Source organism: Caballeronia jiangsuensis, from assembly GCF_046030135.1.
Lineage (GTDB): Bacteria > Pseudomonadota > Gammaproteobacteria > Burkholderiales > Burkholderiaceae > Caballeronia > Caballeronia jiangsuensis.
This window is the reverse complement of record NZ_JAQQDB010000051.1, coordinates 1-26911: the sequence shown is the minus strand read 5'-3', so window position 1 is coordinate 26911 and position 26911 is coordinate 1. Positions and strand designations below refer to the sequence as shown.

25 protein-coding genes and 1 pseudogene are annotated in these 26911 nt (G+C 60.8%); 4 read left to right on the top strand and 22 right to left on the bottom strand.

Annotated features, from left to right (window positions below):
* Nucleotides 1-15 precede the first annotated feature (15 nt).
* From PQR08_RS33890 to PQR08_RS33855, 8 genes and pseudogenes are all read right to left on the bottom strand, one after another.
* A complete protein-coding gene (locus tag PQR08_RS33890) occupies nucleotides 16-1509 on the bottom strand; it encodes an aldehyde dehydrogenase (RefSeq protein ID WP_250485315.1) in 1494 nt (497 codons plus the stop codon).
* Between the two features lie 17 nt (nucleotides 1510-1526).
* Nucleotides 1527-2858, bottom strand: a complete 1332-nt coding sequence (locus PQR08_RS33885) for an NAD(P)/FAD-dependent oxidoreductase (RefSeq protein ID WP_250485316.1) — start codon at nucleotides 2856-2858, stop codon at nucleotides 1527-1529.
* Nucleotides 2859-2863: 5 nt separating this feature from the next.
* Nucleotides 2864-3751, bottom strand: coding sequence for a dihydrodipicolinate synthase family protein (locus tag PQR08_RS33880; RefSeq protein ID WP_250485317.1), 888 nt, complete (start codon nucleotides 3749-3751; stop codon nucleotides 2864-2866).
* 50 nt (nucleotides 3752-3801) lie between these two features.
* A pseudogene (gene glyA / locus PQR08_RS33875) lies at nucleotides 3802-4101 on the bottom strand (serine hydroxymethyltransferase); the annotation flags it as partial.
* A 5-nt stretch (nucleotides 4102-4106) separates the two neighbouring features.
* Nucleotides 4107-4988: a glycine betaine ABC transporter substrate-binding protein gene (locus PQR08_RS33870; protein ID WP_250485318.1), complete on the bottom strand. Its 882-nt coding sequence runs from the start codon at nucleotides 4986-4988 to the stop codon at nucleotides 4107-4109.
* A 55-nt stretch (nucleotides 4989-5043) separates the two neighbouring features.
* Nucleotides 5044-5931 carry an ABC transporter permease gene (locus PQR08_RS33865; RefSeq protein WP_250485319.1) on the bottom strand — a complete coding sequence of 296 codons (888 nt, stop codon included), beginning with the start codon at nucleotides 5929-5931 and terminating at the stop codon, nucleotides 5044-5046.
* Nucleotides 5928-7214, bottom strand: a complete 1287-nt coding sequence (locus tag PQR08_RS33860) for a quaternary amine ABC transporter ATP-binding protein (protein ID WP_284509076.1) — start codon at nucleotides 7212-7214, stop codon at nucleotides 5928-5930. The genes PQR08_RS33865 and PQR08_RS33860 overlap by 4 nt, the downstream gene beginning before the upstream one ends.
* A 385-nt stretch (nucleotides 7215-7599) precedes the next feature.
* Nucleotides 7600-9354, bottom strand: a complete 1755-nt coding sequence (locus PQR08_RS33855) for a cytochrome c biogenesis protein DipZ (RefSeq protein WP_250485321.1) — start codon at nucleotides 9352-9354, stop codon at nucleotides 7600-7602.
* A 242-nt stretch (nucleotides 9355-9596) separates the two neighbouring features.
* Between PQR08_RS33855 and PQR08_RS33850 the strand changes: the two genes are divergently transcribed.
* Complete coding sequence (locus PQR08_RS33850; protein ID WP_250485322.1) at nucleotides 9597-10160, top strand: thioredoxin family protein; 564 nt, start codon at nucleotides 9597-9599, stop codon at nucleotides 10158-10160.
* Nucleotides 10161-10213: 53 nt separating this feature from the next.
* On the opposite strand, the gene panS is transcribed toward PQR08_RS33850, so the two are convergent.
* A complete protein-coding gene (gene panS, locus PQR08_RS33845) occupies nucleotides 10214-11173 on the bottom strand; it encodes a ketopantoate/pantoate/pantothenate transporter PanS (protein ID WP_250485323.1) in 960 nt (319 codons plus the stop codon).
* 312 nt (nucleotides 11174-11485) lie between these two features.
* Between panS and PQR08_RS33840 the strand changes: the two genes are divergently transcribed.
* Nucleotides 11486-11995 (top strand): DUF6622 family protein, encoded by a 510-nt coding sequence (locus PQR08_RS33840; protein ID WP_250485324.1) that lies wholly within the window; start codon nucleotides 11486-11488, stop codon nucleotides 11993-11995.
* Nucleotides 11996-12118: 123 nt separating this feature from the next.
* Nucleotides 12119-12913, top strand: a complete 795-nt coding sequence (locus tag PQR08_RS33835) for a DUF899 domain-containing protein (RefSeq protein ID WP_250485325.1) — start codon at nucleotides 12119-12121, stop codon at nucleotides 12911-12913.
* 7 nt (nucleotides 12914-12920) lie between these two features.
* Here the strand turns inward: PQR08_RS33835 and PQR08_RS33830 are convergent, their stop codons facing one another.
* From PQR08_RS33830 to PQR08_RS33800, 7 genes are all read right to left on the bottom strand, one after another.
* Nucleotides 12921-13775: an alpha/beta fold hydrolase gene (locus PQR08_RS33830; protein ID WP_250485326.1), complete on the bottom strand. Its 855-nt coding sequence runs from the start codon at nucleotides 13773-13775 to the stop codon at nucleotides 12921-12923.
* A 13-nt stretch (nucleotides 13776-13788) separates the two neighbouring features.
* A complete protein-coding gene (gene poxB / locus PQR08_RS33825) occupies nucleotides 13789-15510 on the bottom strand; it encodes a ubiquinone-dependent pyruvate dehydrogenase (protein ID WP_187604218.1) in 1722 nt (573 codons plus the stop codon).
* Nucleotides 15511-15933: 423 nt separating this feature from the next.
* The gene (locus PQR08_RS33820) at nucleotides 15934-16731 is read right to left on the bottom strand and encodes a transporter substrate-binding domain-containing protein (protein WP_250485327.1); all 798 of its coding nucleotides are present in this window, start codon (nucleotides 16729-16731) and stop codon (nucleotides 15934-15936) included.
* A gap of 58 nt (nucleotides 16732-16789) precedes the next feature.
* Nucleotides 16790-17518, bottom strand: a complete 729-nt coding sequence (locus PQR08_RS33815; protein ID WP_061117075.1) for an amino acid ABC transporter ATP-binding protein — start codon at nucleotides 17516-17518, stop codon at nucleotides 16790-16792.
* On the bottom strand, nucleotides 17502-18155 hold the full coding sequence (locus tag PQR08_RS33810) for an amino acid ABC transporter permease (RefSeq protein ID WP_187604215.1): 654 nt from the start codon (nucleotides 18153-18155) through the stop codon (nucleotides 17502-17504). The genes PQR08_RS33815 and PQR08_RS33810 overlap by 17 nt, the downstream gene beginning before the upstream one ends.
* Nucleotides 18152-18898, bottom strand: coding sequence for an amino acid ABC transporter permease (locus PQR08_RS33805; protein ID WP_250485328.1), 747 nt, complete (start codon nucleotides 18896-18898; stop codon nucleotides 18152-18154). Before PQR08_RS33805 ends, PQR08_RS33810 begins: the two co-directional genes overlap by 4 nt.
* 103 nt (nucleotides 18899-19001) lie before the next feature.
* Nucleotides 19002-19847 (bottom strand): NAD-dependent epimerase/dehydratase family protein, encoded by an 846-nt coding sequence (locus PQR08_RS33800; RefSeq protein ID WP_250485330.1) that lies wholly within the window; start codon nucleotides 19845-19847, stop codon nucleotides 19002-19004.
* A gap of 144 nt (nucleotides 19848-19991) precedes the next feature.
* Between PQR08_RS33800 and PQR08_RS33795 the strand changes: the two genes are divergently transcribed.
* Entirely contained in the window at nucleotides 19992-20765 is a 774-nt protein-coding gene (locus tag PQR08_RS33795) for a FadR/GntR family transcriptional regulator (protein ID WP_408163791.1), read from the top strand.
* Nucleotides 20766-20820: 55 nt separating this feature from the next.
* Here PQR08_RS33795 and PQR08_RS33790 read toward each other — a convergent pair whose 3' ends face one another.
* From PQR08_RS33790 to PQR08_RS33765, 6 genes are all read right to left on the bottom strand, one after another.
* Nucleotides 20821-22017: an MFS transporter gene (locus PQR08_RS33790; protein WP_250485332.1), complete on the bottom strand. Its 1197-nt coding sequence runs from the start codon at nucleotides 22015-22017 to the stop codon at nucleotides 20821-20823.
* 179 nt (nucleotides 22018-22196) lie between these two features.
* A complete protein-coding gene (locus PQR08_RS33785; RefSeq protein ID WP_250485333.1) occupies nucleotides 22197-22679 on the bottom strand; it encodes an ester cyclase in 483 nt (160 codons plus the stop codon).
* A 99-nt stretch (nucleotides 22680-22778) separates the two neighbouring features.
* The gene (asnB, locus tag PQR08_RS33780; RefSeq protein ID WP_284509073.1) at nucleotides 22779-24620 is read right to left on the bottom strand and encodes an asparagine synthase (glutamine-hydrolyzing); all 1842 of its coding nucleotides are present in this window, start codon (nucleotides 24618-24620) and stop codon (nucleotides 22779-22781) included.
* A 76-nt stretch (nucleotides 24621-24696) separates the two neighbouring features.
* Nucleotides 24697-24960 carry an acyl carrier protein gene (locus PQR08_RS33775; protein WP_250485334.1) on the bottom strand — a complete coding sequence of 88 codons (264 nt, stop codon included), beginning with the start codon at nucleotides 24958-24960 and terminating at the stop codon, nucleotides 24697-24699.
* 57 nt (nucleotides 24961-25017) lie between these two features.
* Nucleotides 25018-26013, bottom strand: coding sequence for an AfsA-related hotdog domain-containing protein (locus tag PQR08_RS33770; protein WP_250485335.1), 996 nt, complete (start codon nucleotides 26011-26013; stop codon nucleotides 25018-25020).
* Nucleotides 26014-26106: 93 nt separating this feature from the next.
* On the bottom strand, nucleotides 26107-26829 hold the full coding sequence (locus PQR08_RS33765) for an HAD family hydrolase (RefSeq protein WP_250485336.1): 723 nt from the start codon (nucleotides 26827-26829) through the stop codon (nucleotides 26107-26109).
* Nucleotides 26830-26911: the final 82 nt, after the last annotated feature.

Here is a 26911-nt window from a genome sequence, read left to right as displayed (position 1 = left end):
TGCCTCGTCCGATGATCAGTCGAGCTTCAGCCAGGTCGTCTTCAGCTCGCAATATTGGTCGTGTGCGTAGACCGACTTGTCGCGTCCGCCGAAACCGGACTGCTTGAAGCCGCCGAAGGGTGTCGAGAGATCGCCCTCGCCGAAGCAGTTCACGGTCACGGTGCCCGCGCGGATGCGCGCCGCGACTTTATGCGCCTGATTCACGTTGTCGGTCCACAGCGATGCCGCGAGTCCGTAGCACGTATCGTTCGCGATGCGCACGGCCTCGTCGACGTCAGCATATTCGATAAAGCACACGACCGGGCCGAAGACCTCGTCGCGCGCGATGCTCATCTCGGGCGTGACGTTATCGAAGATGGTCGGCTCGACGAACCAGCCGCCCGTTTCCGCAAGCGTCGCGTTGCCGCCGCTCGCGACACGCGCGCCTTCCGCCTTCGCCTTCTCGATATGGCCGAGCACCTTGCGGTAATGCGCTTCCTCGATGAGCGAGCCGAGCTTGACATCGGGATCGAGCGGATCGCCGACCTTCCAGCCTTCGAGCACGGCCTGGACCTTTTGCAGCAGTTCGGCCTTCTGGCTCTTGTGCACCAGAATGCGCGAGCCCGCGCTGCAGTTCTCGCCCATATTCCAGAACGCGGCGGCGACGGCCTGCTCCGCAACGGCGTCGAGATTGGCGACATCGGGCAAGACGACTTGCGGATTCTTCCCGCCGCATTCGAGCACGACGCGCTTCAGGTTCGTATCGGCGGAATAGCGCAGGAAGCGCTTGCCAGTTTCGGTCGAGCCCGTGAACGCGATGAGATCGACGTCCGCGTGCATGCCGAGCGCCTGTCCCGCGCTTTCGCCGAAGCCCGTCACGACGCTGAACACGCCGGGCGGCAGACCCGCTTCAAGTGCGAGGTCCGCGATGCGCAGCGTCGAGAGCGAGGTCTGCTCCGCTGGCTTCACGATGACGCTATTGCCCACCGACAGCGCCGGCCCGATCTTCCACGCCAGCATCAGCGCCGGAAAATTCCACGGCAGCACCGCGCCAACGACACCGATCGGCTCGCGCGTGATCATGCTCACGACGCTCGGACCGGACGGCGACAGCGCGTCGTAACGCTTGTCCGTCACCTCGGCATGCCAGCGGATGCACGCCGCCGACTCGGGAATGTCGAGCCCCATGCATTCGCTGATCGGCTTGCCCGCTTCGAGCGCTTCGAGCAGCGCGAGCTCTTCGGCGTTGTCGTCGATCAATTGTGCGAGACGCTGCAGGACCGCCTTTCTCTGCGCTGGCGCGGCCTTCGACCACACGCCCGATTCGAACGCCTCGCGCGCCGCGACGACCGCGCGGTCGATGTCCTTCGCGTCGCACTTCGCGACTTCAGCAAGCACCTTGCCGGTCGAAGGATTCAGCGTGCCGAATGTCTCGTTCGATGCGGCGTTGCAGCGTGCTCCCGCGATAAATGCGCGGCCGTCGAGCGACAGATGCTCGGCCTGACGTTTCCAATCCTGATGCGTCGTCATGTCGTGTCCTCACAGATTCAAAGTTCGGCGCCCGCCGAGAATTCCTTCACCCAGATAGCCGCCGATACCGCGACGTCCGCGATCGGCCGCATCGGCAGCGAACGCGGATGCGGCTGTTTCAGCAACTGATTGATCAGATCGTTCGATTGCCCGAGCGCGTGTTCGGCGATGAGCTTGCCCGCCGCCGATCCGCGACTCAGGCCGAGGCCATTGCAGCCGACAGCTTCGAATACGCCGTCCTCGCGTTGCCCGAAGAGCGCGCCATTGTTCGCCGAGAGGCACAACGCGCCGCCCCATGTGTATTGCAGCTCGACATCCTTGAGCATCGGAAAGCGACGGTCGAACGAACGCTGATGCAGATGCTTCGCTTTCGCGAGATCGCCTTCGGATACCGAGAGATTCGGCCGGAACGCGAAATGATTGCGCACGCAGATACGGTTCGTCGCGAGACGGCGCACGGTGGTGCCCATCGGATCGGCGGGAATGAGCGCCCACGAGTTCGTCCCGCCGAGTCTTGCGATCTCCTCGCCGGTCATGACGCGCGACATCGACGCGAACGTATAGACCGGCAACAAGCCGTTAGGATGGCCGCCGAAGGTCGCCGCATACGCGTTGGTGCACAGCACGACGCGCTTCGCCTCGATGCTGCCGTTCGCGAAGCCGAGCAGCTTCGTCTGCCCGCGCGTTTCCATGCCCTTCACGGCGCTCATTTCGAAGACCGTCACGTTCGACGGCTGCGTCGCGGCGAGGCCGCGCATGAGCGCCGCCGGCTGAACCGTGCTGCATCCCGGCGTGAAGAGCGCGCTCTGATAGAAGCGCGTGCCCGTCACCTTGGCGATCGCGGCTTCGTCGAGCCACTCGCACGGCTCGCCGATGCGCGCGAGTCCATCCGCGAAATGAGTCAGCGCCGAATGGCCCTTCTTGTTCACCGACGCGTGATACTTCCCGTCGTCGCGCCAGTCGCATTCGATGCCATGCGCCTTCACCGTGCTGCGCACATAGTCGATGCCATGCCGTTGCAGGCGCACGTCCGCCTTGTCGGCCTCGACACTGCGCGAATAACTTTCGCTGCTGATGTCATGCGGCAAATCGACGAAAAAGCCGGAATTGCGCCCCGCTGTCGAGCGCCCGACGCGATCCGCTTCCACGAGCGCAATGGATGCATCCGGCGCGAGTTCGGCAAGCCGCCGCGCCGCGCACAAGCCCGTTATGCCGCCGCCGACCACCACGAAGTCGAAGCGCTGCTCGCCTGTCACGCTGTTGGCGGGCGCGGCGGGCGGCAGACTTTCCCACCAGCCGTTCACGCCATCGGGTGCGGGAAACCGCACGAAATCCAGTTTCGAGGCCATTCACGTTACTGAGCGTTGCGCAGCAAGGGTTGAACGATCTTGGCGAAGGCACTGCGCTCTTCGTCGTTGAGCGTGCCGAGCGGCGCGCGCGCATTGCCGACGCGCGTGCCCGCGAGTTCACATCCATAACGCACATACTGGATGAATTTGCCGCTGCGCTCCAGCAGTTCGAGCACCGGAAGCAATTGCGTCATCAGCTTGCGGCCCGCGATGAAATCACCGCGCTTCACGCATGCTTCGAGCAGATCGGCATGCGCTTCGGGCAGGAAGTTCGAAGCGCCCGCGACCCAGCTTCGCACGCCCCACGCGAAGAACTCGAGCGCCTGATCGTCCATGCCGCAACTAAGGACGAAGCGCTCCGGCAGATGCGTCGCGAGATGATGCAGATGCGCGATATCGCCCGTGCTTTCCTTCATCGCCGCGAAGTTGGGGCGCGCGAGCAGCTTGTCGAGGACTTCGTCGCCGATCGCCGTGCCGGTGCGTGCCGGAAAGTTGTAGAGCATGATCGGCATGTCGAGCGCGTCATCGACCTTCAGCAGGTGAGCGAGCAACTCGTCCTGCGTCGGCTGCGTGTAATACGGCGCCGCGACGAGCAACGCGTCATAGCCCGCGCGCTTCGCTTCCTGGCCGATACGCACGACTTCCTTTGTCGTGGTCGCGTTGATGCCCGCGGTGAGGTAGGTCTTTCCGCCGACCGCCGACGCCACCGTGTCGAACGTCTTCACGCGCTCGTCGAAGCTGAGCGCGTAGTATTCGCCGGTGGTGCCGCCGACCCCCATGCCCGACACGCGGCCCACGAGACTGGCGGCGTGCTTGCCGAGCATCTCGTGATCGATTTCGCCATCGTCCTTGAACGGGGTGACGAGCGGGGTATGAACGCCTTCGAAGCTCATGATCGTGTCTCTCTGATGAAAGGATAGTGTGTGGTCATGCGCGATGCGCGTCAGACGAGCGCTTCCGCATGTGAATAAACCGGGTACGTGCTGCACAACTCGCGCACGCGGGCGCGAACCGCGCGCTCCACGCGCTCGTCGCCATTGCGCGCATGTTCGAGCGCGGCCAGCACGTCGTGAATCATTGCGCCGACCTGCTCGAACTGCGCGACGCCGAAGCCGCGCGTCGTCGCCGCGGGCGTGCCGAGGCGGATGCCCGAGGTCACGGTCGGGTTCTCGGTATCGAAGGGAATGTTGTTCTTGTTGCACGCGATGCCCGCGCGCTCCAGCGCCTTCTCCGCCTGCATGCCCGTGTTCACTGCGCGAGCCACGCCTTCACCTTGTCCGGATGCGCGTCGACGAACTTTTTCGCGGCCGTCGCGTAGTCGTTGGTCGAATTGCCTTCGAATTCGATCGACTCGACATCCGCGAGCGTCAGCTTGAAATGCTTGAAGAATACATCCGCGCGCGGAAACTTGGTCGCGAACTGCTTCGATGCGAAAGCGTGAACCTGCTCCTCGCCGCCCAGCGTGCCTTTCGGGTCTTTCAGATAGCGCATCTGCCATTTCTGGAACAGCCAGTGCGGGCTCCATACGGTCGCGACGATCCATTGCTTCGATCCATATGCGCGCTGAATCGACGCGAGCATGCCGGCCTCGCTCGCCGATTGCAGCTTGTAGCCTGACAGGTCATACGCCTTGATGGTCTTTTCCGATGCCTGCATCAGACCGCCGCCCGGCTCGATGCCCTGGATCACGCCGTTGAGCTGCTTCTGCACCTCGGGCTTCTTCAGGTCTTCGATCGATGAAAGCTGTGACTCGGGCACATACGCGGGAACGGCCCAGCCATTCTTGCCGCCCGTGTAGATGATGCCGACGTCGTCGAGCGTGTCCTTGTAGCGCGCGACATACTGGCCGTGCGTCACCGGCAGCCATCCACCGACCATGATGTCGAGATCGCCGCGCGACACGCCCTGATACTGGATGCCGATATCCGCCTGAACGAACTGCACCGGCTGCTGGAGCTTCGTCTCGAGCACGTACTTCGCGACATTGGCGACCGCGAGCACGTCGGCCCAGTTCGTGACGGCGACTTTGAGAGGCTCGGCCGAGATCGCCGGATTCGCACCGACCCCGAACGCCACGATGGCCGGCGTCACGATCTTGACGATCAGGGATTTTATGAAGCTGTTATTCATTTCGGACTCCGTATCTTACGGTTCAGGATTTGAGATATTGGCGACGCTGTGTTGCTCAGGTTTGAGCAGTGTTTGCGGCAGAAGCAGGCTTGACTGGCGTGGAGACGACCTTCTTTTTCTTCTTCGACTTCACGCCGAAACTCTCCGTCAGCCGATCGAGAATGATCGCGAGCAGCACCACGCCGAGGCCGCCTTCGAAGCCGATGCCGATATCGAGCCGCTGAATGCCGCTCAGCACGTATTCGCCGAGCCCGCCCGCACCGATCATCGATGCGACCACCACCATCGACAGCGCCATCATGATCGTCTGGTTCACGCCCGCCATGATCGAAGGCAATGCATTCGGCAACTGAATCTTCCAGAGCAATTGCGCATCCGTGCTGCCGAACGAGCGGCCCGCTTCGAGCAATTCCTCACGCACCTGGCGAATGCCGAGCGTCGTCAGGCGCACGACCGGCGGCATGGCGAAGACGATCGTCGCGATCACCGCGGGCACACGTCCGAGACCGAACAGAATCACCGCGGGAATCAGATAGACGAACGCGGGCATCGTCTGCATGAAATCGAGCAGCGAACGCAGCACGACTTCCACACGCCTGTTGCGCGCACCCCAGATGCCGAGCGGCACGCCGATCACGAGACTGAAGAAGGTCGCCGCGACGACGAGCGCGAGTGTCGAAGTAGTCTGCGCCCAGAGGCCCATATAGTTGATCACATAGAGCGCCGCGCCGACGAACACCGCGAACACGACACCTCTTCTCCACAGCGCGAGCGCCATGAGAATCACGAGCATCACGATGAACGGCACCGCGCCGAGGCCATCTTCGAGCAGCTTGATGACCGCGCCGAGCGCGGCCGAGAATGCGTCGAAACCGCCGCGAAAGTGCGAGAAAAGAAAGTTGACTGCGTCTTCGGCGACCTTTCCAAATATCGAGGAATTCATGCTGCTCTCCGCTCCATGACCTGCTTGAGAATCGTGCGGCAGGACACGACGCCCGCGAGTCTGCCCTGTTCGTCGGTGACCGGCACGTCGTGCTCCTGGCCGAGCGCAATGGTCGCGAGTTGATGCAGATCGGCTGTCAGCGGGACCGCCGCGACATCGCGCAGCAACGCATCGCTGATCGGCCGGTTGCCGTTCTTGTGCAGCGATGCAGGCGTCACGCAGCCCTGATAGCGCCCTGCCTCGTCGCAGACGTAGCCGCATTCGGCGCCGCTGTCGATCAGGCCGTTCAGATAGCGCTCCGACGGCGCGCTCGTGTTGCACGCGATGAGACCGCGCTCGACCTTCGTCATCAGGCTCGATGCTTCGAGAAAGCGCGATACGTCGACATTGCGGAAGAAGTCGCGCACGTAATCGTCGGCGGGCGACTGGATGAGTTCTGCCGGCGTGCCCACCTGAATCAGGCGGCCGTCTTTCATGATGCCGATGCGCCCGCCGATCTTCACCGCTTCTTCGATATCGTGCGAGATGAACACGATCGTGCGCTGTTCTTCCTTCTGCAGGCGCAAGAGTTCGTTCTGCATCTCGAAGCGGATGAGCGGATCGAGTGCGGAGAACGCTTCGTCCATCAGCAGCACGGAAGGATTCACCGCCAGCGCGCGAGCGAGACCGACGCGCTGCTGCATGCCACCCGACAGTTCGCTCGGCAACAGCTTCTCGTAGGAAGCGAGGCCGACGCGCGTCAGTGCGGCGCGTGCGACTTCATAACGATCCGCCTTCTTCTTGCCCGCGACTTCGAGGCCATAAGCAATGTTGTCGATGACCGAGCGATTCGGCAGCAGCGCAAAAGACTGGAACACCATCGCCATTTTTTCGCGGCGCACGGCGCGCAGTTCGGGCGTGCTCATCGGCGCGATGTCGCGGCCTTCGAGAATCACTTGTCCCGAGGTCGGCTCGATGAGGCGGTTGAGCAGACGCACGAGCGTCGATTTGCCCGAGCCGGAAAGACCCATGATGACGAAGATCTCGCCCGCGTTGACGGCAAGGCTCACATCGTCGACGGCGACCATATTGCCGGTCTGCGCGAAGATTTCGTTGCGGCCGAGGCCCTGGTTCAATAACTCCTGAGCGCGGTCCGGCTTCGCGCCGAAGATCTTCGAAAGGTTTTTGACCGTGAGGATCTCGGTCTGGGACGCCGCAACCGATCGGGCCGACGATACGGTTCCCGACTGCGAGGGAGCCGGATTCGTGACGTCGTTCGGTGCGAGAGTCAGGTTGGGAATCATCGGTTCAGTCACCTGGCAAGTTCGAGAAAGGGATTTGTCGCTGCCGGAACATCTCGGCGTTCTTTGCGTTGAATGAAGCGTACATGGCCAATTTCGATCACCCACCGACATTTTCTGAGCACTTTCCGATACTTCTGGTAATGCATGCGGGCAGTGCGGAAGCTGCTCGAGTATGGTGCGGCGCTGCGCGTGGGCCGCGGAACCAGAGCGGGCGCGGCTTTGCGGCGACTGGATGTGCGCGTGGGCGAAGCACGCCACGCGATCTTTCAAAAGAGACGCTAGGGAATGCACCTAGCCGGAGCCGTCCGGATGACTTTTTCTCGTGGTAAAGACGAAAAAACGCCGCGCATCGGCGCGGCGTCGAAGGACAAAGTTGGCAAGCGAGTTAGCCGAAAGTGAAGCTATACGCTTGTGCGCCAGGATCGAGAAATTCGATTTCGAAAGTGCGATCGGCGACCGCGCCCGTCTGACGCACGAGCTGATAAAGACGCGCGTTCGTCACGACGCCGCTGCCATCGGCGGCGATATCCGCGCCGTGTGACGCGCCCGGCGCCGCGCCATCGATCGTCACGCGAAAGCGCACCGGCTTGCCATCCGGCGATGGCCCGAGCACGAGATGCAGATCGCGCGCGTGAAAGCGATACGCGATGCGCGCTTGCGGCGCGGCCGGCACCGCCGCCTCTGCGCCGACGTTCCACTTTCCATCGAGCGCCCAGTCGTTGAGCGAGAGTCGCGCGGGCAGCGTGTAGGTTTCGATGGCATCGGGCATCACGCGTTGCGGCGACGCGAAGCCTTGCGCCTGCCGGTAGCCCACATAGGTCTCGTCCGAACCGATGTCCGCCGGATCGGCCGCCGCCTGCGCGCCGCTGCCCTGCACGCTTTGCGCATCGCGGGCGGTCATCGACGCGCCGTTATCGGCGAGCAACTGGCGAATCGCGTTCTCCGCCTCGCCATATCCGCCTTCGCCGAAGTGATGAAAGCGCACGCGCCCTTGTGCATCGACGATATAGAACGCCGGCCAGTACTGATTGCCGAACGCGCGCCAGATGCCGTAGTCGTTATCGACGGCAACGGGGTACTTGATGTTCAGATTCGCAAGCGCGCGCTTCACGTTTGCCGTGTCGCGCTCGAAGCCGAACTCGGGCGTATGCACGCCGATCACGACGAGCCCGTCATTACCATAACGTTGCGCCCATGTCTTGAGATACGGCAGCGTGCGCAGACAGTTGATGCACGAATACGTCCAGAAGTTGACCACGACGACCTTGCCGCGCAATGCATCGGCGGAAAGCGGCGCGGAATTGAGCCAGGTCGTCGCGCCGTCGAGCGATGGCAACTTGCCCTGAACCGGCAGCGCGGCCGGCATCGATACGCGCATGATGCGCGCGCCCTGTCGTGCATCGTGCGACGTCTGTTTCGCCTTCAGCACGCCGACGAGCTTGCTCTCGATGCCGTTCGTCGGCGCGCCGGGGATATGCGCGAGCACGCGCGTGTCGAGGCCCGTCGCTATCGCGGCCACGGTCAATACGACGAGCGCGCCCGTTGCACGGCGCAGATGCTCGCCCACGCCGAACGAACGCTTGAGCCTGTCTAGCGCGCGCTTGCCGAGGCTCGATGCGACCGCGAGCGAACTCGCCGCGCCGATGCCATACGCGGCGAGCGCCGCAGCCGTGTGCCAGTTCGCGCCATGCAAGGCCGCGCTCGTGAGAATCACGCCGAGGATCGGCCCCGCGCACGGCGCCCACAGCAGCCCGGTCGCCGCGCCCAGCAGCATCGACGAAGCGATGCGACGCGTCGTGCCCTGCGTCTGCGAACGCGCGACGATGCGGTCCGCGAGCGCCGATAACGGACGCGTGAGCCGCTCGGCAATCGACGGAAACAGCAGCACCGCGCCGAACAGCCCGAGCGTCGCGAGCGCGATCCAGCGGCCGTATTCGTTCAATTGGGCAGCGCCCGCGAGACCCGCGACGCCGATGCCGGTCACGAGCGCGAACGTGCCCGCGAGCCCGATGAGAAGCGGCAGGCGGTCGGTGATGAAGGGCTTGTCCGAGCGCGCGAACACGAACGGCACGACCGGCAGGATGCAGGGGCTCAGCACGGTGAACACGCCGCCGAAGAATGCGATGACGATGAGTGACATGAGATCGGTGTTCCGTGGAAATCGGTTGGACGGACCGGCATCGAACGCCGGGGAAACGGCACATCAGGCCATGTGACGTATTTCAGCGCCTTCATGTATCGCGGGAATTTCAGAAACGGCCCGCCGTGCAACGCCATGTATCGGCCGCGCCGCCGGATACATGGCGATACAAACGGGACACGCGCCCGATACATCCGCGCGCTTCAATACGCTTCACCGCCAAACCGAAAGGAGAACCCGCCATGTTTGCCCGACTCAAGATCGCCGCCGTCGGCACTGCCATGATCGCCGCGCTCGGCGCCGTCGCGGCGCTCACCGCTTTTTCATCGACCGACTCTGCGGCCGGCATGAAAGCGATGCAGCCGACCGGCGCGCAGGCCCCCGACTTCGCCGGCATCGATAACTGGATCAACAGCGCGCCGCTCGATCTCGCGCAGTTGCGCGGCAAGGTCGTGCTCGTGGACTTCTGGACCTTCGATTGCATCAACTGCGCGCATACGCTGCCGCACGTGAAGGACTGGTACGCGCGCTATCGGGATAAAGGACTTGTCGTAGTCGGCGTGCATACGCCCGAATACTCGTTCGAGCGCGACACCGGCAATCTGAAGAAAGCTATCGCGAAATATGGAATCGAATATCCGGTCGCGCAGGACAATCGATACGCAACGTGGAATGCGTATAACAACCAGTACTGGCCCGCGCTCTATCTGATCGATCAGAACGGGAAGATCGTGTACACGCATTTCGGCGAAGGACGCTATGCGCAGACTGAGGAAACGATTCGCGGGCTGCTTGGAGTGAAATGAAAAAAACGCGCCGGCATGGGCGCGTTTTCTTTTACTCGATTGCGTGCGAACGCTCAACTCTGCCGCGCGACGACACCTTGTGCATCGGTATCGCGCGTCGAGCCTTTCGCCGGGCGGCCTGCCCAATAGCCCGCGAGCATCGATCCCGACAAGTTGTGCCACACCGAGAACAGCGCGCCGGGCAAGGCCGCGATCGGCGTGAAATAGAGCTTGCCGAGCGTCGCTGCGAGGCCCGAGTTCTGCATGCCGACTTCGATCGCGAGTGTGCGGCAGACGGCTTCGTCGAAGCCGAGCAGACGGCCGCCCCAGTAGCCGCCCAAAAGACCGATGCCGTTGTGCAGCACTACGCCCACCGCGACGACCATGCCCACCGACGCGATGCTCTTCTGCGTGCCGCCGACGACCGCCGCGATGATCAGCAGGATCGACACCATCGACACGAGCGGCAGCATCCATTCGATCTTGCGCACGACCTTGCCGAACAGATGATTCACGACGAGGCCGATGACGATCGGCAGCGCGACGATCTGCACGATGCTCATCAGCATGCCGTGCACATCGACGGCAATCGATGCATCGACATAAAGACGCGTGAGCAGCGGCGTCGCGAACACGCCGACGAGCGTCGACAACGCACTGATCGTGACGGACAGCGCCACATCGCCGCGCGCGAGATAGATCATCACGTTCGACGCAGTGCCGCTCGCGACACTGCCGACGAGCACCATGCCCGCCGTCAGATCGGGCGGCATGCGCAGCGCTTTCGCGATCGCCCATGCGGCGAGCGGCATCACCAGGTAATGCAGGACGATGCCCGCGATGACCGGCGCGGGCCGTGTGAACACGCGCCTGAAATCGTCGATGGAAAGCGTGACGCCCATCGACAGCATGATGACCGTCAGAAGCGTCGTGACGTGCGGCGCGATGCCCGTCACGGAAGAAGGCGCGCAATAGGCTGCGACGGAAACCAGCACGGCCCAGAGCGGGAAAAGGCGGGTGATGCGGGCAAGCATGAAAACAATCCTCGAATGTCGTTGCGTAGCGTGTGTGGTTCAGCGAAAGCGGCGGTGCGCGGGATGACCGGACGGACGCAGACGGAAGGAAGTTTGCCTTCGTGAGGCGGACGCGGCCCGCAATGCCGTCAATGCGCGGGTCACACGCATCTCCGGCCGAACGGCGGGCAGGCCGCATTTTACCCGTCGCGCGGCCGAGTTTCGGGGAGCGCTTAATACACGCGATGCAAACGCCCGGCTTGTTCGACTCATTTGCAGCTAATTCTCCGGCGGCATCATGCGCATCAAACAACCGGTCTGAAGGAGATGAACATGACACCAATCGCCATCATTCAAGGCACGCCGACATGGGTCTGGGTGCTGCTCGCATTCCTGCTGTATCGCGGCATCAAGGCAATGCAGGCCAGCACCACGCCGCTTTCGAAACTCGCGATCATCCCGCTGGTTTTTGCGGGCATGGGCATCGCGCATCTGATTTCGTCGCCGCTCACGGGCGTGGCCGCTGTCGCCGCATGGATTCTCACGCTCGGCGTGGGCGTCATGGCCGGCGTGTTCAATGCGAGCCGGAGCCGCTTCATCGTCGATCCGATCGCTCGCACCGTGATGCTGCCGGGTTCATTCGTGCCCTTGCTGCTGATCGCCGCCACGTTCATCGCGAAGTTCTGGCTCGGGTTCGAGATTGCGACCGTGACGAACCTGTCGGCGCTCGTGACGTATGGCGTGATCGATGCTGCGGTATCGGGTGTCGTCGCGGGCATGTTCGCCGGACGCTTCTTCACGTACTGGAAAACGATGCACGCGCTGCGCGCCTCGTGGGCCTGATTGGTCTGCGCGCAACCTCCGGAAAATGCCGTCACACTTGTTACTCCCCGTCAGCCGCATTCGGGTGCAGACTGGTTCACGGCGAACAACGAGCAAGAGTTCAACTCAGGAGGTTGCAAAGCCATGACTACATCAGACGAAAAAGGAACGACGAGCGAACGAACTGAGATGCGCACGCCGCCCGTCGTGTCGGAACAAGCGTGGGAAGCGGCGCGTCAGCAGTTGCTCGTGAAGGAAAAGGCCCACACGCGCGCCCGCGACGCGCTCGCCGCCGAGCGTCGCCGCATGCCGTGGATGGCCGTGAAGACGGACTATGTGTTCGATGGTCCCGACGGCAAGATCGGCTTTCTCGATCTGTTCAACGGAAGGCGTCAGTTGATCGTCTATCGCGCGTTTTATGAGCCCGGCGTGTTCGGCTGGCCCGAGCATGCGTGCCGGGGCTGTTCGCTGGTCGCCGATCAGGTCGCTCATGTTGCGCATCTGAATGCACGCGACACCACGCTCGTTTTCGTATCGCGTGCGCCGCAGCAGGACATCGCTCGGCTAAAGGAACGCATGGGCTGGAACATTCCGTGGTTCACGCTGACGGATCGTTTCGATGCCGACTTCGGCGTCGAGGAATGGCACGGCACGAACGTGTTCTTCCGCGATAAAGATCAGGTCTTCCGCACGTATTTCCTCAACAACCGCGGCGACGAGCAGATGGGCAATACCTGGAACTATCTCGACATCACGCCGCTTGGACGTCAGGAGCTATGGGAAGATTCGCCCGAAGGCTATCCGCAGACGCAGACCTACAAGTGGTGGAACTGGCACGATAGTTATGTCGATGATGCACCGCCCGACCGGAAATGGGTGGAAATATCCGACGCGGGCGAAGCGGCATTTCGCGCCGAAAGTGCTAAAAACAAGGGGTGAAGTTTAGTTAAGGGCGCTGCGTGTGCATGAACGTCAGCCATTCGCCGACGATAACCTCGGGCGCGTCTTCCTGCATCAGATGTCCTGATCCGGGCACACGCGTGAAGCGCGCCTGCGGAATCAGCGACGCGAGTTCGACACCGCGCTCGACAGGTATCCACTCGTCTTCCTCGCCCCATAGAATCGACACGGGACATGTCAATTCACCATAGCGCGATTGCACTTCATCGGTATAGCGCTGATCCATCTGTGCAATCTGTCGATAAAACGCGGCCTGTCCTTTCTCGCCCGTCCAAGGCCGCGTATAGATTCGCAATGTCTCTTCCGATAACTTTCGATACGCCGCGCCTTGCAGGTACGCATCGAGCATCGCTTGATGCATATACGGCGGCACGCCTGCGAACGCGGCTTCATGTTGACGCACATGACGCACGAAAGGCGATCCCCAAGGCGCCACGGCAACCGGATCGACGAGCATCAGCGAACGATAGGCGCAGCCGTTCAGCAATGCCGCCCTGAGCGACGTCGCGCCGCCGAAGTCGTGCGCGAGCACGTCGGGCAATGCGCCGTTCCAGTCGGCGCGCCAATGGGCAATCAGCGCCGCGAGCACGCGGTTCTGCACGCCGAGCGAGACATCCTGATCGTCGCGCATTTCCGAAGCGCCATAGCCCAGCAGATCGAAGTAATGCACGCGCCGCGAACGGGCCGCAATCGGCGCGATACGCCGCCATACCTGCGATGAAAACGGCGTACCGTGCACCAGCACGAGCGGCGCACCCTCGCCGATCACGCCGTAGCGCACGGCCTGCCCTTCGAAGTCGAACACATGATCGAGCGGCAAGCCGTCTTTCGTTTCGCTCATGGCGCTGTCTCGCTCAACGCAGGTTCGTGCGCGCGAGTTCGACGATTTCATCGCCGCGGCCGCTCAGAATCGCTCGCAACATATAGAGGCTGAAGCCTTTCGCCTGCGATAGCTCGATGGTCGGCGGCATCGCGAGTTCATGCTTCGACGTGACGACATCGACGAGCGCCGGCCCCTTGTGCGCGAATGCTTCCCGCAAGGCGTTTTCCAGTTGCTCCGACTCTTCCACACGCACCGACCAGATGCCCGCGCCCTTCGCGATCTGCGAGAAATCGGTCTTGCTCAGATCGACATTGGTGTCGAGATAGCCGCCCGCCTTCAATTCCATCGACACGAAACCGAGCAGGCTGTTGTTGAACACGACGACCTTGATCGGCAATTCGAGCTGCACGGCGGACAGCAGATCGCCGAGCAACATCGAAAGGCCGCCATCGCCCGATAGCGACACCACTTGTCGTTGCGGTTGCGCGGCCTGCACGCCGAGCGCCTGCGGCATCGCGTTGGCCATCGAGCCGTGATTGAACGAGCCGTGCAACTGGCGCTTGCCGTTCATCGTCAGATAGCGCGCGGCCCAGAGCGTCGGCGTGCCGACGTCCACGGTGAAGATCGCGTCTTCGGTGGCGATTTCATCGACGAGCTTCGTGAGGTATTGCGGATGGATCGGACGTCCCGGCGCGGACGGCGTCGCGAGATCGTCGAGGTCCTTGCGCGCGGTCGCATAGTGCTTGAGCGCGTTCTCCAGAAAACGCCGCTCGTCCTTGCGCTGAAGCTTGGGCAAGAGCGCCGCCAACGTTTCCTTGATCGTGCCGACGAGCCCCATTTCCAGCGACGCGCGACGACCCAGTTGCGAGCCGCGCCAGTCGATCTGCACGATCTTCGCCTGCGGCGGATAGAACGGGCGATACGGAAAATCGCAGCCGAGCAGGAGCAGCGTGTCGCAGGACATCATCGCGTGATAGCCCGAACTGAAACCGATGAGCCCCGTCATGCCGACATCGAACGGATTGTCGTACTCGATGAACTGCTTGCCGCGCAGCGCATGCACGATGGGCGCGCCGAGCGTATCGGCAAGCGCGACGACTTCGTCATGCGAGCCGGCGACGCCGCTGCCGCACATGATCGTCACCGCTTCGCAGCCGTTCAGAAGGTCGGCGAGTCTGCCGAGGTCCACATCGGCCGGCACGATCGCGCCCGGCGCGCTCGCAGTCCAGCGCGGTTCCACGCTCGGACCCTCGCTCAATGCGACATCGCCCGGCAACACGATGACCGCGACGCCGCGCTGATCGAGCGCCGCGCGCATCGCACGCTCGAGCACGCGTGGAAACTGCGATGCATTCGACACCAGTTCCACGAAGTGGCTGCATTCCTTGAACAGCTCCTGCGGATGCGTTTCCTGGAAGTAGCCCAGCCCGATCTCGGTCGACGGGATATGCGCGGCGATGGCGAGCACGGGTTGATGATTGCGATGACAGTCGTAGAGCCCGTTGATGAGATGCAGATTGCCCGGCCCGCAACTTCCGGCGCAGACGGCGAGCTTGCCCGTGGTGGCTGCATCCGCGCCCGCCGCGAAGGCGGCCGCTTCTTCGTGCCGCGTATGCATCCAGCGGATCGAGCCCACGCGATCGAGGCTGAATGCAAGCCCGTTCAGGCTGTCGCCCGTTACGCCCCAGATGCGTTCCACGCCCGCTGCCGCAAGCGTCTTCGCCAGATAGTCCGCAATCGTGTTCTTTGCCATGATGCTTCCTGTGATGAAGAGAGGGAGTCCAATGAGTGGCGAATCCGCGGCCTGAGCGCGGCCGCGAATTCGGAATGGCTCAATGCATGCAGGATTCAAAACGCAAAGCGAGTGTACGCCGGAGCGCCGCGGCTTGTCTCGAACGGTGCCGACGCCTCATGGCGCGGTGATGCAGCGTGGTGTGCTCAGGGCTTACGGGCACGGCGATAGCGGCATTTCGAATGCATTATTCGCCGACGAATCTTGTATGCCGAATTCAAACGACAAACGGGGCCGAGTCGACCGACTCCGCCCCGCTCTTTGCTCTGATTGTCGGATCGCCCTGCTTCACGCTCAGCCGCTCGATCTGCACGATGAAGCCGATCCGTCGGGCATGTCACGCGGGCGCTCGAAGATCCCGCGTGGCTCGCACCTGATTGAAGCTCAGGCGCCCTTGCGCACGGTATCCGGCAAATCGCGTCCGTGGTACTTCTTGTAGATCGTGTTCAGGTTACCGTTCTTCATGTTCGTGCCGACCCAGTTGTTCACCCATTCCTTCAGGCGCGGCTGATCCTTGTTCATCGCGATGCCGAGATCGAAGGTCTTCTGTTCGAACTTCATCTCGATGTTGCGTTGCGGCGCGCGATCCTGCATTTCCTTCAGGTTTGAAGGCGTGCTGGAGAAGATTTCGACCTGGCCCGTGACCATCGACGTGATGAGCGTCGCGTCGTCCTCATAGCGCTGGATCTGCGCGCCCTTCGCCTGTTGCGTCGTGAGCGTGTCGTTCACCGTGGCGCGCGTGAGACCGATGGTCTTGCCGTCGAGGTCCGCGTAATCCTTTACCTTGATCGTCTTCACGCCGCCGACGATGATCGAGATAACCGCGTACGGGTTCGAGAAATCGACCACCTTCGCGCGCTCCGGCGTAACCGACAGCGACGAGATCACGAGGTCCGCGCGCTTCGCCTGCAGCGTCGGAATGCGTGCGGCGTTGGTGATCTGCACGAGTTCGAGCTTCACGCCGAGATCTCTCGCGAGCGCATTTGCGGTATCGACGTCCGATCCCGCGGGCTTCAGATTCTGATCCGCATAGCTGAAGAGCGGCGTGCCGATCGCGATGGCGACGCGCACGACGCCCGCCTTCTTGATGTCGTCGAGCTGATCGGCCATTGCGCTGTGCACCGCGCCTGCCATCATCAAGGTTGCAAGGGCCGCGCGTGCAATGATTGTCTTCGCTTTCAAGTCGAGTCTCCGTCGTTATTGATGTTGCTGGATGCTGCTGGATAAGATGCTGCGGATATCAAAGTCCGTTATCGAGAAAAGCGCGCAATTCGGGCGTGCGCGGCGCATCGAGCATGCTGCCGTCGCCCACTTCCCACACCTTGCCCTGATGCATGTAGATGATGCGGTCCGCGACGCGCTTCGCAAATGCCATCTCGTGCGTGACGAGCAGCATCGTCATGCCGTCTGCCGCGAGGTCTTCCATCACGCGCAGCACTTCGCCCGTCAGTTGCGGATCGAGCGCCGACGTCACTTCGTCGAACAGCATCACCTTCGGCGACATCGCGAGCGAGCGCGCAATCGCCACGCGCTGCTGCTGCCCGCCTGACAATTGTTCTGGATACGCGTCGGCCTTCTGTGCGAGTCCGACCTGCTCCAGCACGTTCATCGCGATGCGCCGCGCTTCATCGCTCGACATCTTCTTCACATGGCGCAGCGCGAGCATGATGTTCTCTTCCACGGTCAGGTGCGGAAAGAGGTTATAGCTTTGAAACACGATGCCCACTTCGCGGCGCAACAGATGCAGATCGACTTTCGGATCGTCGACGCGAATGCCGCACACTTCGATCTGCCCCTGGTCGATCGTCTCCAGCCTGTCGATGCAGCGCAGCGCCGTGCTCTTGCCCGAGCCGCTCGCGCCGATCACGGCAATCATCTCGCCCTTGTTGACTTCGAAGGACACGCCTTTGAGAACATGATTGGAGCCGAAGCTCTTGTGAATATCGCCGACCTTAACGATTGCTGACATTGAGCTTGTTCTCCATCGATTGGCTCCAGCGCGAAAGCGGATAGCACAGGACGAAATAGAAAGCGCCGACCAGTCCGAAAATGAGGAACGGCTGGAAGATCGAGTTGTTGATGATCTGCCCCGCGCGCGTCAGTTCGACGAAGCCGATCACCGAAGCGAGCGATGTCATCTTGATGAGCTGTACGAGAAAGCCGACCGTTGGAGGCAACGCGAGTCGCATCGCCTGCGGGATGATCACGAGGCGCAGCGTTTGCCAGCGCGTGAGCGACAGACACTCCGACGCTTCCCATTGCGGCTTCGGCATCGCTTCGATGCAACCGCGCCAGATGTCGCCGAGATACGCGCTCGAATAGACCATCAGCGCGAGGCCGGCCGCGACGAGCGCGGGCACCTGATAGCCATACACCGACAAACCGAAGTACACGATGAAGAGCAGGATCAGCAGCGGAATGCCCTGAATCGCTTCGATATAGACGATCGCGGCGCGCGATAACCAGGCGCGCGGCGAAATGCGCGCGAGCATCACGCAAAATCCGCCGATGCCGCCGAGCACGAACGCGAGCAAGGAGAGCACGAGCGTCCAGCCGATCGATTGCACCAGATAGACGAGATGCGATGACGTGAATCCGCCGCTCATGCCGCACCTCCGGGAATGACCGTATCGATACGCTGCGAATCGGGTGGCGTCTTGCCGGCGCGTTTCGCGGCGAGTCGGATCGCGCGGCGCCGCTTGAAGAGATGCTCGCCCACGGCCCACGCGATCAGCTTGATGATCAACGACAACACGAGGTACAGCGCCGCCACCACGATGTATGTTTCGAGCGAGCGGAAGGTATCGGACTGCACGGTGTTGGCGACCGCCGTGAGTTCTTCCGCCGAAATCTGCGACGCAATCGCGGAGGCCTGCATCATCAGCAGGAACTGGCTCGTCAGCGCGGGATAGACCTTTTCGATCGACGGTTGCAGCATCACATGCCAGCCGATGCGCCACTTCGAAAGCCCGAGACACTCGGCCGCTTCGACCTGTCCGCGTGGCACCGATTCAAGACCGGCGCGAATGATCTCGGCCGCATAGGCGCCGATGTTGATCGTCATCGCGAGCGCGGCGGCCGCAAAGGTCGGCATGCGCAAGCCGATGCTCGCGAGACCGAAGTACAGAAGGAAGATCTGCACAAGAAACGGCGTATTGCGCACGGTCTCGATATAGATGATGCAGATGCGCGTGAGCACCGGCACTTTCGCGCGCTTGGCGAACGCGACGAGCATGCCGAGGATCAGGCCGAAGAACACGGCCACGCACGTCATCTTGAGCGTGAGCCAGGCGCCCAGCAGGAACGTCGGCCAGTACGGCAGCAGCGGTGAAAAATCGAGAGAAAACATGGCGGCAAATGTCCCTGTGATGTCCGGGCGTCGTGCTCAATGCGGCCGGCGCTGGATGTATGACGACATACTACGAATGTCGTGATACTGCATGTTGCATGCATTAAACCGGGTCGAACGGGCCTGTCGTCGTGAACGCGCCGCCTTGCAGCACGGCCACGGGATCGGTCGGCGCGGGCGGCGGCGTCGCCTCGATCTTTTCGCGGAACTGCTCCGACGAGTCGCGTGGCACGAAGCCCAGATGCGCCGCGCAGCGGTTGTCCCACCAGGTGTGCGCATTCGCGGACATGCCGAACACGATCGTATGGCCGACGTCCTTCGTGAAAAGGCTGCGGCGCAAGAGGTCGTGAAAATCGTCGTAGCTCATCCAGCTCGCCATCATGCGGCGGTCCTTCGGCTCGGGAAACACGGAGCCGATGCGGATGCTCACGGTCTCAATGCCGTAGCGGTCGAAATACATCTGCGCCATGTCTTCGCCGAAGGACTTGGACAAGCCGTAGTAACCATCGGGGCGTTTGCGCGCCGTGGCATCGATTCGTTCGTCCTGCCGATAGAAACCCGTGACGTGATTCGAGCTCGCGAACACGATGCGCCCGACGCCCTGCCGGCGGGCTGCTTCGTAGAGGTTGAACACGCCCTTGATGTTGGCTTCGAGAATCTCCTCGAACGGCCGCTCTACCGACACACCGCCGAGATGGATGATCGCGTCGCAATCGGCGGCGAGCGCATCGACGGACTGGCGGTCGGCCAGATCGCAAGGAACGCGTTCCTCGTGAGGCGCCGCATCGTCCGGCAGCACGCCGGGCAAATCGGAGATGCGCACGTGTCGCGCGAATTCGGCGACGCGATGCCGGATCGCCCGCCCGATTCCGCCCGCGGCGCCCGTCAGCAGAAGGCGATCGAATCGCGCGGCGTCACCCGTGGACGGCGTGCTGTTTTGTTGTTCCATCGAACTGTGTCTCCTGAAGGCTGTCGTCGCTAGGGATTACCCGGCACGCGCCTCCTTGTACGTTGTCATATCACCGCATCACGCATATCATCATTTGCCGACCGATTTGTCAATGTGTGTAAAACCCACTCCAACGAGAACGCCGTGACGCTATCGCCCGATCCGCATGCCGACACGCATCATCCCTCCTCTACCGATTCATCCATTGCGCTGCCCGGCGCGCGGCGCAGCCTCACCGCGCAACTGGTCGATGCGTTGCGCGCGCAAATCGATGCGAAGGAATTGAAGGCCGGCGCTCGCCTCGCGACCGAAGCGGTGATGGTGCAGCGTTTCGGCGTGAGCCGCACTGTCGTGCGTGAGGCGCTATCGCGTCTGCAGGCGGCGGGGTTCGTGGAGACGCGGCATGGCATCGGCACGTTCGTGTGCGATGCGGGCACGTCGCCGCTATTGCATCTCGATCCCGCCGATGTCGCGGGCTCCATCGATGCATTGGCCATCCTCGAATTGCGGATCAGCCTCGAAACGGAAAGCGCGGGGCTGGCAGCCATGCGTTGCGATGCCGCCCGCCTCGCGACGATGCGCGCGGCGCTCGCCGATTTCTCACGGAGCGTGGGCGCGGCATCGGATACGGTGGCGCCCGATTTGCGGTTTCACATGGAGATCGCGCATGCGACGGGCAATCGCTATTTCGTCGAGATCATGGAGCATCTCGGCACGCGGATGATTCCGCGCACGCGCATCACGGCCACGCCCATTCCGCGCGAACAATACGCCGAATATCTGATGCGCGTGAATCGCGAGCACGAGCAGATCGCGGACGCCATCGAACGCGGCGACGCGGATTCCGCGCGCACCGCGATGCGTCTGCATTTGATCAATAGCCGGGAAAGATTGCGGCGGGCGCAGGCTGCTACCTGAACCGCTGAATGTATCGAGGCGTTTCCGTCGATCGGCGCCGCGCTCTTGGCAAAAGTTACTTGAATCCGTGTCTGGACGCGCGCTGAACCGTCACCAGCGCTACAAAGAGCAAAGGCAGTGCAGCGATCGAAAGGGAACGCGGTCCGAAATCAATGAGCAGGCCGCCGAGAACGCCGCCTCCGCTAATCGACAGATTCCACGCAACGACGGTCAGTGATTGCGCGACGTCCGTATCAGCGCCCGCAGTATGTGCTGTCGCGGTCTGAAAAAGGGTCGCGGAGCCGCCGTAGCCAAGGCCCCAAGCGATAGCACCCAAATAGACCGCGAGCATGTGATCGTTCCAGATGGTGAGCACAGCCGCAGCGGCCATGAATAGCACAATGCTGCCGAGCATGAGTTGCCGGAGCCTGCGATCGACCTGGCTTCCGACAAAAAAGATACTTATCAGCGACGAGACGCCGAACACAAGCAGCACCCGGCTCAGGCTGGGCAAAAGTCCAGAGGGAGCGACAAATGGCGCGATGTAGGTATAAAGGATATTGTGTGCGAGCACGAAGGTGAACAGCGCCAACAGAATCGCGGCCATCCCCGGAAGCGCCAGCACACGCCCGACGGCGAGCTTCGATGCTGCGTCCTGCCCAGGGAAGTTCGGAACTTTCCACCGAATCCAGACCAACAACACAACGCTCGCTACAGACATCAACGCAAAAACGTTTCGCCACCCGACGAACTGTCCCAGAAACGTACTGGCCGGCAGCCCCAGCGACAACGCTAAAGGAACGCCCACCATCGCAATGGCGATCGCGCGTCCTTTCAGGTTGGGTTCCACCATTCGGGCTGCATATCCTGCCACGAGACTCCAAAGCAGGCCTGCGCTCATACCGGCAAGAACTCGAACCATAAGGATCACCGAGTAGCTCCCGGAGAGCGCCGTGATAGCGTTGGTGACAACGAACGCCGCAATCGTCCACATTAGCAATGGACGTCGGGAACAGCTTCGGGTGACGACACTCAATGGTATGGCCGCGAGGAGCGAGCCGATCGCGTAGGCGGTGACGAGCTGGCCTGCCATCGCTTCAGATATCGCAAGATCACCCGCAATCGGAAGCAACAGACCGGCGGGCAAGGTTTCAGTGAGAATCGTAACGAAGCATGATGCTGCCAGTGCAAGCAATCCTGCCAGCGGCAGAGTGCTTACGAGAGTCGTCTCAGCCGGGTCCAGCGAGGCGTTGACCAAAATTTCGTCCTTCATGTGGATCTCAAATGGATAGGCCACGAAGTGGCGTGGAACAGTCGCAGAAATGAAGCCGAGTTCCAGCAGTCGGATGCGACTGCCGGTGCTGATCGCGAGAAGGGAGTCATGTCAGGACGGTCGCATCGATGCCATTCGACATACGAGCACACGAGGCGGTCTCGTCCGGCCATGTTCATTCATGCGCAGATTAGGCCCATCTGTGTGTACAAGGTTAGGTTGTCCTCGAGGTGCCAGCTTTCCACGAGAAGTCCGTCATCGAAGCGATAGATGTCCATCGCGATGAAGGCGACCGGTTGCCCCCTGCCCTGAACCCCCTTGAATGTCCCTTTGAAATGACCCTTGAATTCCAGATGGACCATGACCCGATCACCAAGCACAAGAAGTTGATCGATTACACACCTCATGTCCGGAATCGCCGCGCGAATCGCTCTGAACGCGCCAAGCGGACCGTCTATTCCAAGCGGACGGCCCGGTGGCAACGTGCGGTCGCGATAATCAGGCGAGAGCACTTCCCGTGCGAGCGATTCGTCGCCGTTCTCCCAAAACGTGCCATACTTCCGTGTGGCAAGGATTTGCGCTTCGAGTTGCGTCATTGGGATGGTCGTATCGATCACCAGAGTGCGTGGTTCGAGTAGAGTGACGGTTGGTGCGTTGGTCATGAGCAATATTCCTAGGTAAGAAAGTACGCGTTGAATAGAACGAGCCATTTCGCCCCTTCGCCCCGCGTGTACCGATCAAGACGGGTGAAGAGGTTGAGTTCAGATAGCCAGTTCGACCTTGTATTCCTTCAGCCAGCGATTCAGCCACAGCGCGACTTCGAGACTTCCCCGGTTGTATGGCTGACTGGTCGCCGCTTCGACGCGCTTGAGCAGAGCATCCGCTTTAGCCGTATCCAGCAGAGGAAGGACCGGACTGTTCCGGTCGGAGAAAACCTCAAGTAACTCCCGCCGAAGACCGTTCTCATAGCTCGGATCCTGAGTTGCGGGGTATGGCGTCTTGACTCGATTGCAGATGGACTCGGGCAACAGATCCTTGGCCGACGCACGAAGAAGGCTCTTCTCGCGCCCGTCCGCAATCTTCATCTGCCAAGGCGTGTTGAAAACGTATTCAACGAGACGGTGATCGCAGAACGGTACCCTTACCTCAAGGCCGACCGCCATGCTCATTCGATCCTTGCGATCCAGAAGCGTTTGAAGAAAGCGCGTCAGATTCAGGTATGTGATCTCGCGCATACGCCGATCCTGCTCCGACTCACCATTGAGAACGGGGACTTCCCTGAGCGCCGCGTTATACGCATCTTGACGATAGCTTTCCTGTTCCAGACGTTTGAGCAGGTACGGAGACAATAGCTGCGAGCCACCGAAGTATCGCGACGACCCCGTCGTTAGCCATGGAAACGTATTCGCCTGCACCGCAGCGGGATTGCGAAACCATTGATAGCCGCCGAATATCTCGTCGGCCGCTTCGCCCGAGAGCGCCACGGTCGAATGCCGCCGAATCTCTCGGAAGAGCAGGTAAAGCGAGGGCCACATGTCGCCCCAATATGTTGGAGGCATATCGGTTGCGTGCAGTACACGCGACCGCACGTCGGGATCAAGTAACTCATTGCTGTCCAGCAGAATCTCGGAGTGAGCCGACGAAACGTGCTCCGACAACGCTCTGGCATACGGTGCATCGGCGGAACCTCGAACAGCATCGGCCTCGAAACCCTGTACGTTCCGACTGAAGTCGACCGAAAACGACCTGATTTGTCGAGGCGCGAATTCCCGGGCAACCAATGCGGTAATCGTCGACGAGTCAAGTCCGCCAGACAACAAGGTGCAGATCGGCACATCAGCCACCATTTGCCGGCGTACGGTATCCTCGAGAATCGCACGAACCGTCTGCACCGTCGTTTCATAATTGTCGGTGTGAGGAGCCGCCTGAAGCGTCCAGTAAGCCCGCTTCCTGATGCCGCTTCGACTGAAAGTCACGACATGACCTGGCCGAACCTCGAACATGCCATCGTAAATTGTCGACTCAGGCGTCTTGACCATGTCGAACATCTCGCGCAAGCCGTCCAGGGACACACGTCGCGGCACGAGCGAATTCGCGAAAATCGCCTTAGGTTCGGAGCCGAACACCAGGCCGCCACGGATCGGAAAGTAATAAAGCGGCTTGATCCCCATACGATCGCGCACCAGGATCAACTCTTCACGCCGGCGGTCCCAGATCCCGAACGCATACATCCCGTTCAGACGGTCCGCCACGCCGACACCCCATTGCAAGTAGCCTGCGAGCAAGACTTCAGTGTCGCTCTCGGTTCGGAACGAATGGCCGAGGACTTTCAACTCGTTGCGCAATTCAATAAAGTTATATATCTCGCCGCAAAATGTGACCGCCGCGTAGTCCCCGGATATTCCTGCGGCTTCCATGGGCTGCCTTCCCCCTTCCAGATCGATGATTGAAAGTCGCCGGTGTCCGAACGCCACATGCGTGTCATGCCAGATACCCTCAGCATCAGGTCCGCGATTTTCCAAAGTTCTGGTCATGCTTTCCAACGTCTTCAGATGCATTTTCATGTTCAACTGAAAATCCACCCACCCCGCTATTCCGCACATATCTGCCTCATGATTTGAAGTGAATTGAATCTTTCGTATTCGTCGCGATACAGAACACGAGGTGTCGCTCGTACCTTCATTTCTCTGTCGGCATACTCTGCTGAATTAGCGTCAATAGGGCCTCGGGAGTCTGAACACTGACCGCTTCGTCGTATGCAATGGCGAGTCCGTGCTTATGCTTGATCTGCTCAATCAGGTTCAGAAGTGAGAGCGAGTCGAAACCGAGCTCGCCAAAGGTCAAATTCGCGTTCGCTTCACTGAGCTCCGCCTGAGACGATTCGTCCTGTTCGCCTGAATCTCTCATAAACTTCACTAAGGCATGTAAATTAAATTCGTTCATGGATCGATTCCTTTTGAGTTCGAATCCGGAGTTCATCCGGTAAAGGTTAGGGAAATTTCAGGACGCAACCTGAACATCGAGTTTGAACCTCGAGACGATTCTGCTTTGCTGTTCGAGTTGTATGTCAACGTTCGTTCTGCCAGATTTAACGTGGTCAACACTCAGTGTCGCCCGAAGTCTCACAGGAAGATTGACCTCACACATCGACATGAATACGGCATTGCACGAACTCACTGCCAGCGCAAAAGCGTCGATTCGAAGCGTCCTGGCGACGGTGTAGAGGGCCAACTGCCGGCAGCTCTCCAACTGCATCATCGCGAAGATGTGGTCAGCAGTCGGCCTGTCGAACAGCACGGGGTGGCGCGGATCGAAGCGCGCAAGTGCATGAAAGCTCCCTGCGCTTTCGGATACCTGCAGCAAGGTCACATTTTGTGGATTCCAGCGCGCCACCTCGGCCGGACCGATCTCCCCTTCCGCGGGAATCTCGATAGGACTCTGAAACGCCATTCCCCGGTCGTCACACATTTCCCGTCGAATCTGCTTCCAGCGAACGCGATCAACGAAGCTTTGCTGAATTCGGACTGTCGCGATCTTGCCCTCGTTCAGGTCACTGAGATCGTATCGCCACGTCAGGCCAGATGTTCGCCCCTCTGTCCGCAACTCCTTCTCTACAGAACTCCGCACGACGATCCGGATCGGTTGTCCTATCGGGTGCGTAACGCGCAGCGCCTCGTCTTCGATATGCGATTCGAGTTCTCTGAAAAGAAACTGATACCGGTTTTCCTCTAATGAAAGCCCAAACTGCGTATGAGCAACGACGAAGCATGCTTGTCGGCAGATCTCAACCAATGCAGCGATGTCATATCCCTTGGATGCCAGAATACTCTCTTGGTATAAGCCATGCGAACGCGACACTTGGGCGCCGAGTAGCGTTTCGGTTCTAGATAGCGCCACGTAGTCGGTCAGCATGACCAGATCGTTGGATGGTTTGTGCACGAGCGAAATTGGCAGCGTACGCTCGAAGTCGAGTCGCTTTTCAACAAATGAGGTCATTTGAATACGTCTTGATGCTGAGGGTGGAACATGCGGGACCGAGTAAATGCGCGACAGCAGCGTAGTGATTTGTCGGCTTGTCGGCTTGTCGGCCTAGATCGTGTTGGAGTCGAATGCATCGAGCACACGCCATCCCTTCGACGTGACATACGTCAGCGTTGCCTGGTCTGTTTCGGCTGCTCGGATGAAGCATGCATCGTCGACAGCCGAAAGCATTGGGAAATCGGTCGGGTGATCCCCGTAGCCACGAGTGGCCGTGATAACGTCGGAATGCTCGGAAACGTACTTGAGCAATTGCCTCTTTTTTTCCTCCCCGACCATTGCAATCTCCACGCCGCCTGTAAGTATCCCGTCGGATACCTGTGGCACCGAGCCGTAGCCTGCGGTCATGCCCAGTGTTTCGCTGATCGCATGGACGCAGCATGAATAGGATCCGGATATCGCGATCACATGTGCGCCGCTCGCTCTTAAGCTCTCAAACTCCGCGTAGACCTTTGTCACGAAGCGCCTGTCCACGCCGCTCCACCATTGAAAACCAAGATCGAGGTAGTCCTCAAGTAGCATCCCTTCAAGGATGCTGAAAAATATGCCATTGGTGATTTCGCGCGTACTCCCTAGACGTTCCATCAATTTCACGCGCTCCAGCATCGCGTCGACACACGCGCCGCTCACCCGTCCGACCTTGGTCAGATATCGGGCAAACAGGATCATCGTATGCATCTCAAGGATCGTGTTGTCTAGGTCAAAAAACGCCGCGATAGAATTAGATTCTTGAACCTCGCCGCTATCCTCTTTGCTTTTGAAGTTATTTACCATAATTTTGGTATCCTATATTTTTTTATTAAAGACATAAACCCCATGAAAACCATTTTTGAGCGCACTAGCGTAGTATTGCCGC

Bases quoted from the DNA above. Each gene is read 5' to 3' on its own strand.
- PQR08_RS33880 (WP_250485317.1), bottom strand. From the start codon at position 3,751: ATGAGCTTCGAAGGCGTTCATACCCCGCTCGTCACCCCGTTCAAGGAC.
- PQR08_RS33805 (WP_250485328.1), bottom strand. From the start codon at position 18,898: ATGTTTTCTCTCGATTTTTCACCGCTGCTGCCGTACTGGCCGACGTTC.
- PQR08_RS33890 (WP_250485315.1), bottom strand. From the start codon at position 1,509: ATGACGACGCATCAGGATTGGAAACGTCAGGCCGAGCATCTGTCGCTC.
- PQR08_RS33865 (WP_250485319.1), bottom strand. From the start codon at position 5,931: ATGAATTCCTCGATATTTGGAAAGGTCGCCGAAGACGCAGTCAACTTT.
- poxB (WP_187604218.1), bottom strand. From the start codon at position 15,510: ATGGCAAAGAACACGATTGCGGACTATCTGGCGAAGACGCTTGCGGCA.
- PQR08_RS33830 (WP_250485326.1), bottom strand. From the start codon at position 13,775: ATGAGCGAAACGAAAGACGGCTTGCCGCTCGATCATGTGTTCGACTTC.
- PQR08_RS33775 (WP_250485334.1), bottom strand. From the start codon at position 24,960: ATGAACGAATTTAATTTACATGCCTTAGTGAAGTTTATGAGAGATTCA.
- PQR08_RS33790 (WP_250485332.1), bottom strand. From the start codon at position 22,017: ATGAAGGACGAAATTTTGGTCAACGCCTCGCTGGACCCGGCTGAGACG.
- PQR08_RS33835 (WP_250485325.1), top strand. From the start codon at position 12,119: ATGACTACATCAGACGAAAAAGGAACGACGAGCGAACGAACTGAGATG.
- PQR08_RS33770 (WP_250485335.1), bottom strand. From the start codon at position 26,013: ATGACCTCATTTGTTGAAAAGCGACTCGACTTCGAGCGTACGCTGCCA.
- PQR08_RS33765 (WP_250485336.1), bottom strand. From the start codon at position 26,829: ATGGTAAATAACTTCAAAAGCAAAGAGGATAGCGGCGAGGTTCAAGAA.
- PQR08_RS33885 (WP_250485316.1), bottom strand. From the start codon at position 2,858: ATGGCCTCGAAACTGGATTTCGTGCGGTTTCCCGCACCCGATGGCGTG.
- PQR08_RS33840 (WP_250485324.1), top strand. From the start codon at position 11,486: ATGACACCAATCGCCATCATTCAAGGCACGCCGACATGGGTCTGGGTG.
- panS (WP_250485323.1), bottom strand. From the start codon at position 11,173: ATGCTTGCCCGCATCACCCGCCTTTTCCCGCTCTGGGCCGTGCTGGTT.
- PQR08_RS33785 (WP_250485333.1), bottom strand. From the start codon at position 22,679: ATGACCAACGCACCAACCGTCACTCTACTCGAACCACGCACTCTGGTG.
- PQR08_RS33855 (WP_250485321.1), bottom strand. From the start codon at position 9,354: ATGTCACTCATCGTCATCGCATTCTTCGGCGGCGTGTTCACCGTGCTG.
- PQR08_RS33810 (WP_187604215.1), bottom strand. From the start codon at position 18,155: ATGAGCGGCGGATTCACGTCATCGCATCTCGTCTATCTGGTGCAATCG.
- PQR08_RS33815 (WP_061117075.1), bottom strand. From the start codon at position 17,518: ATGTCAGCAATCGTTAAGGTCGGCGATATTCACAAGAGCTTCGGCTCC.
- PQR08_RS33870 (WP_250485318.1), bottom strand. From the start codon at position 4,988: ATGAATAACAGCTTCATAAAATCCCTGATCGTCAAGATCGTGACGCCG.
- asnB (WP_284509073.1), bottom strand. From the start codon at position 24,620: ATGTGCGGAATAGCGGGGTGGGTGGATTTTCAGTTGAACATGAAAATG.
- PQR08_RS33800 (WP_250485330.1), bottom strand. From the start codon at position 19,847: ATGGAACAACAAAACAGCACGCCGTCCACGGGTGACGCCGCGCGATTC.
- PQR08_RS33850 (WP_250485322.1), top strand. From the start codon at position 9,597: ATGTTTGCCCGACTCAAGATCGCCGCCGTCGGCACTGCCATGATCGCC.
- PQR08_RS33860 (WP_284509076.1), bottom strand. From the start codon at position 7,214: ATGATTCCCAACCTGACTCTCGCACCGAACGACGTCACGAATCCGGCT.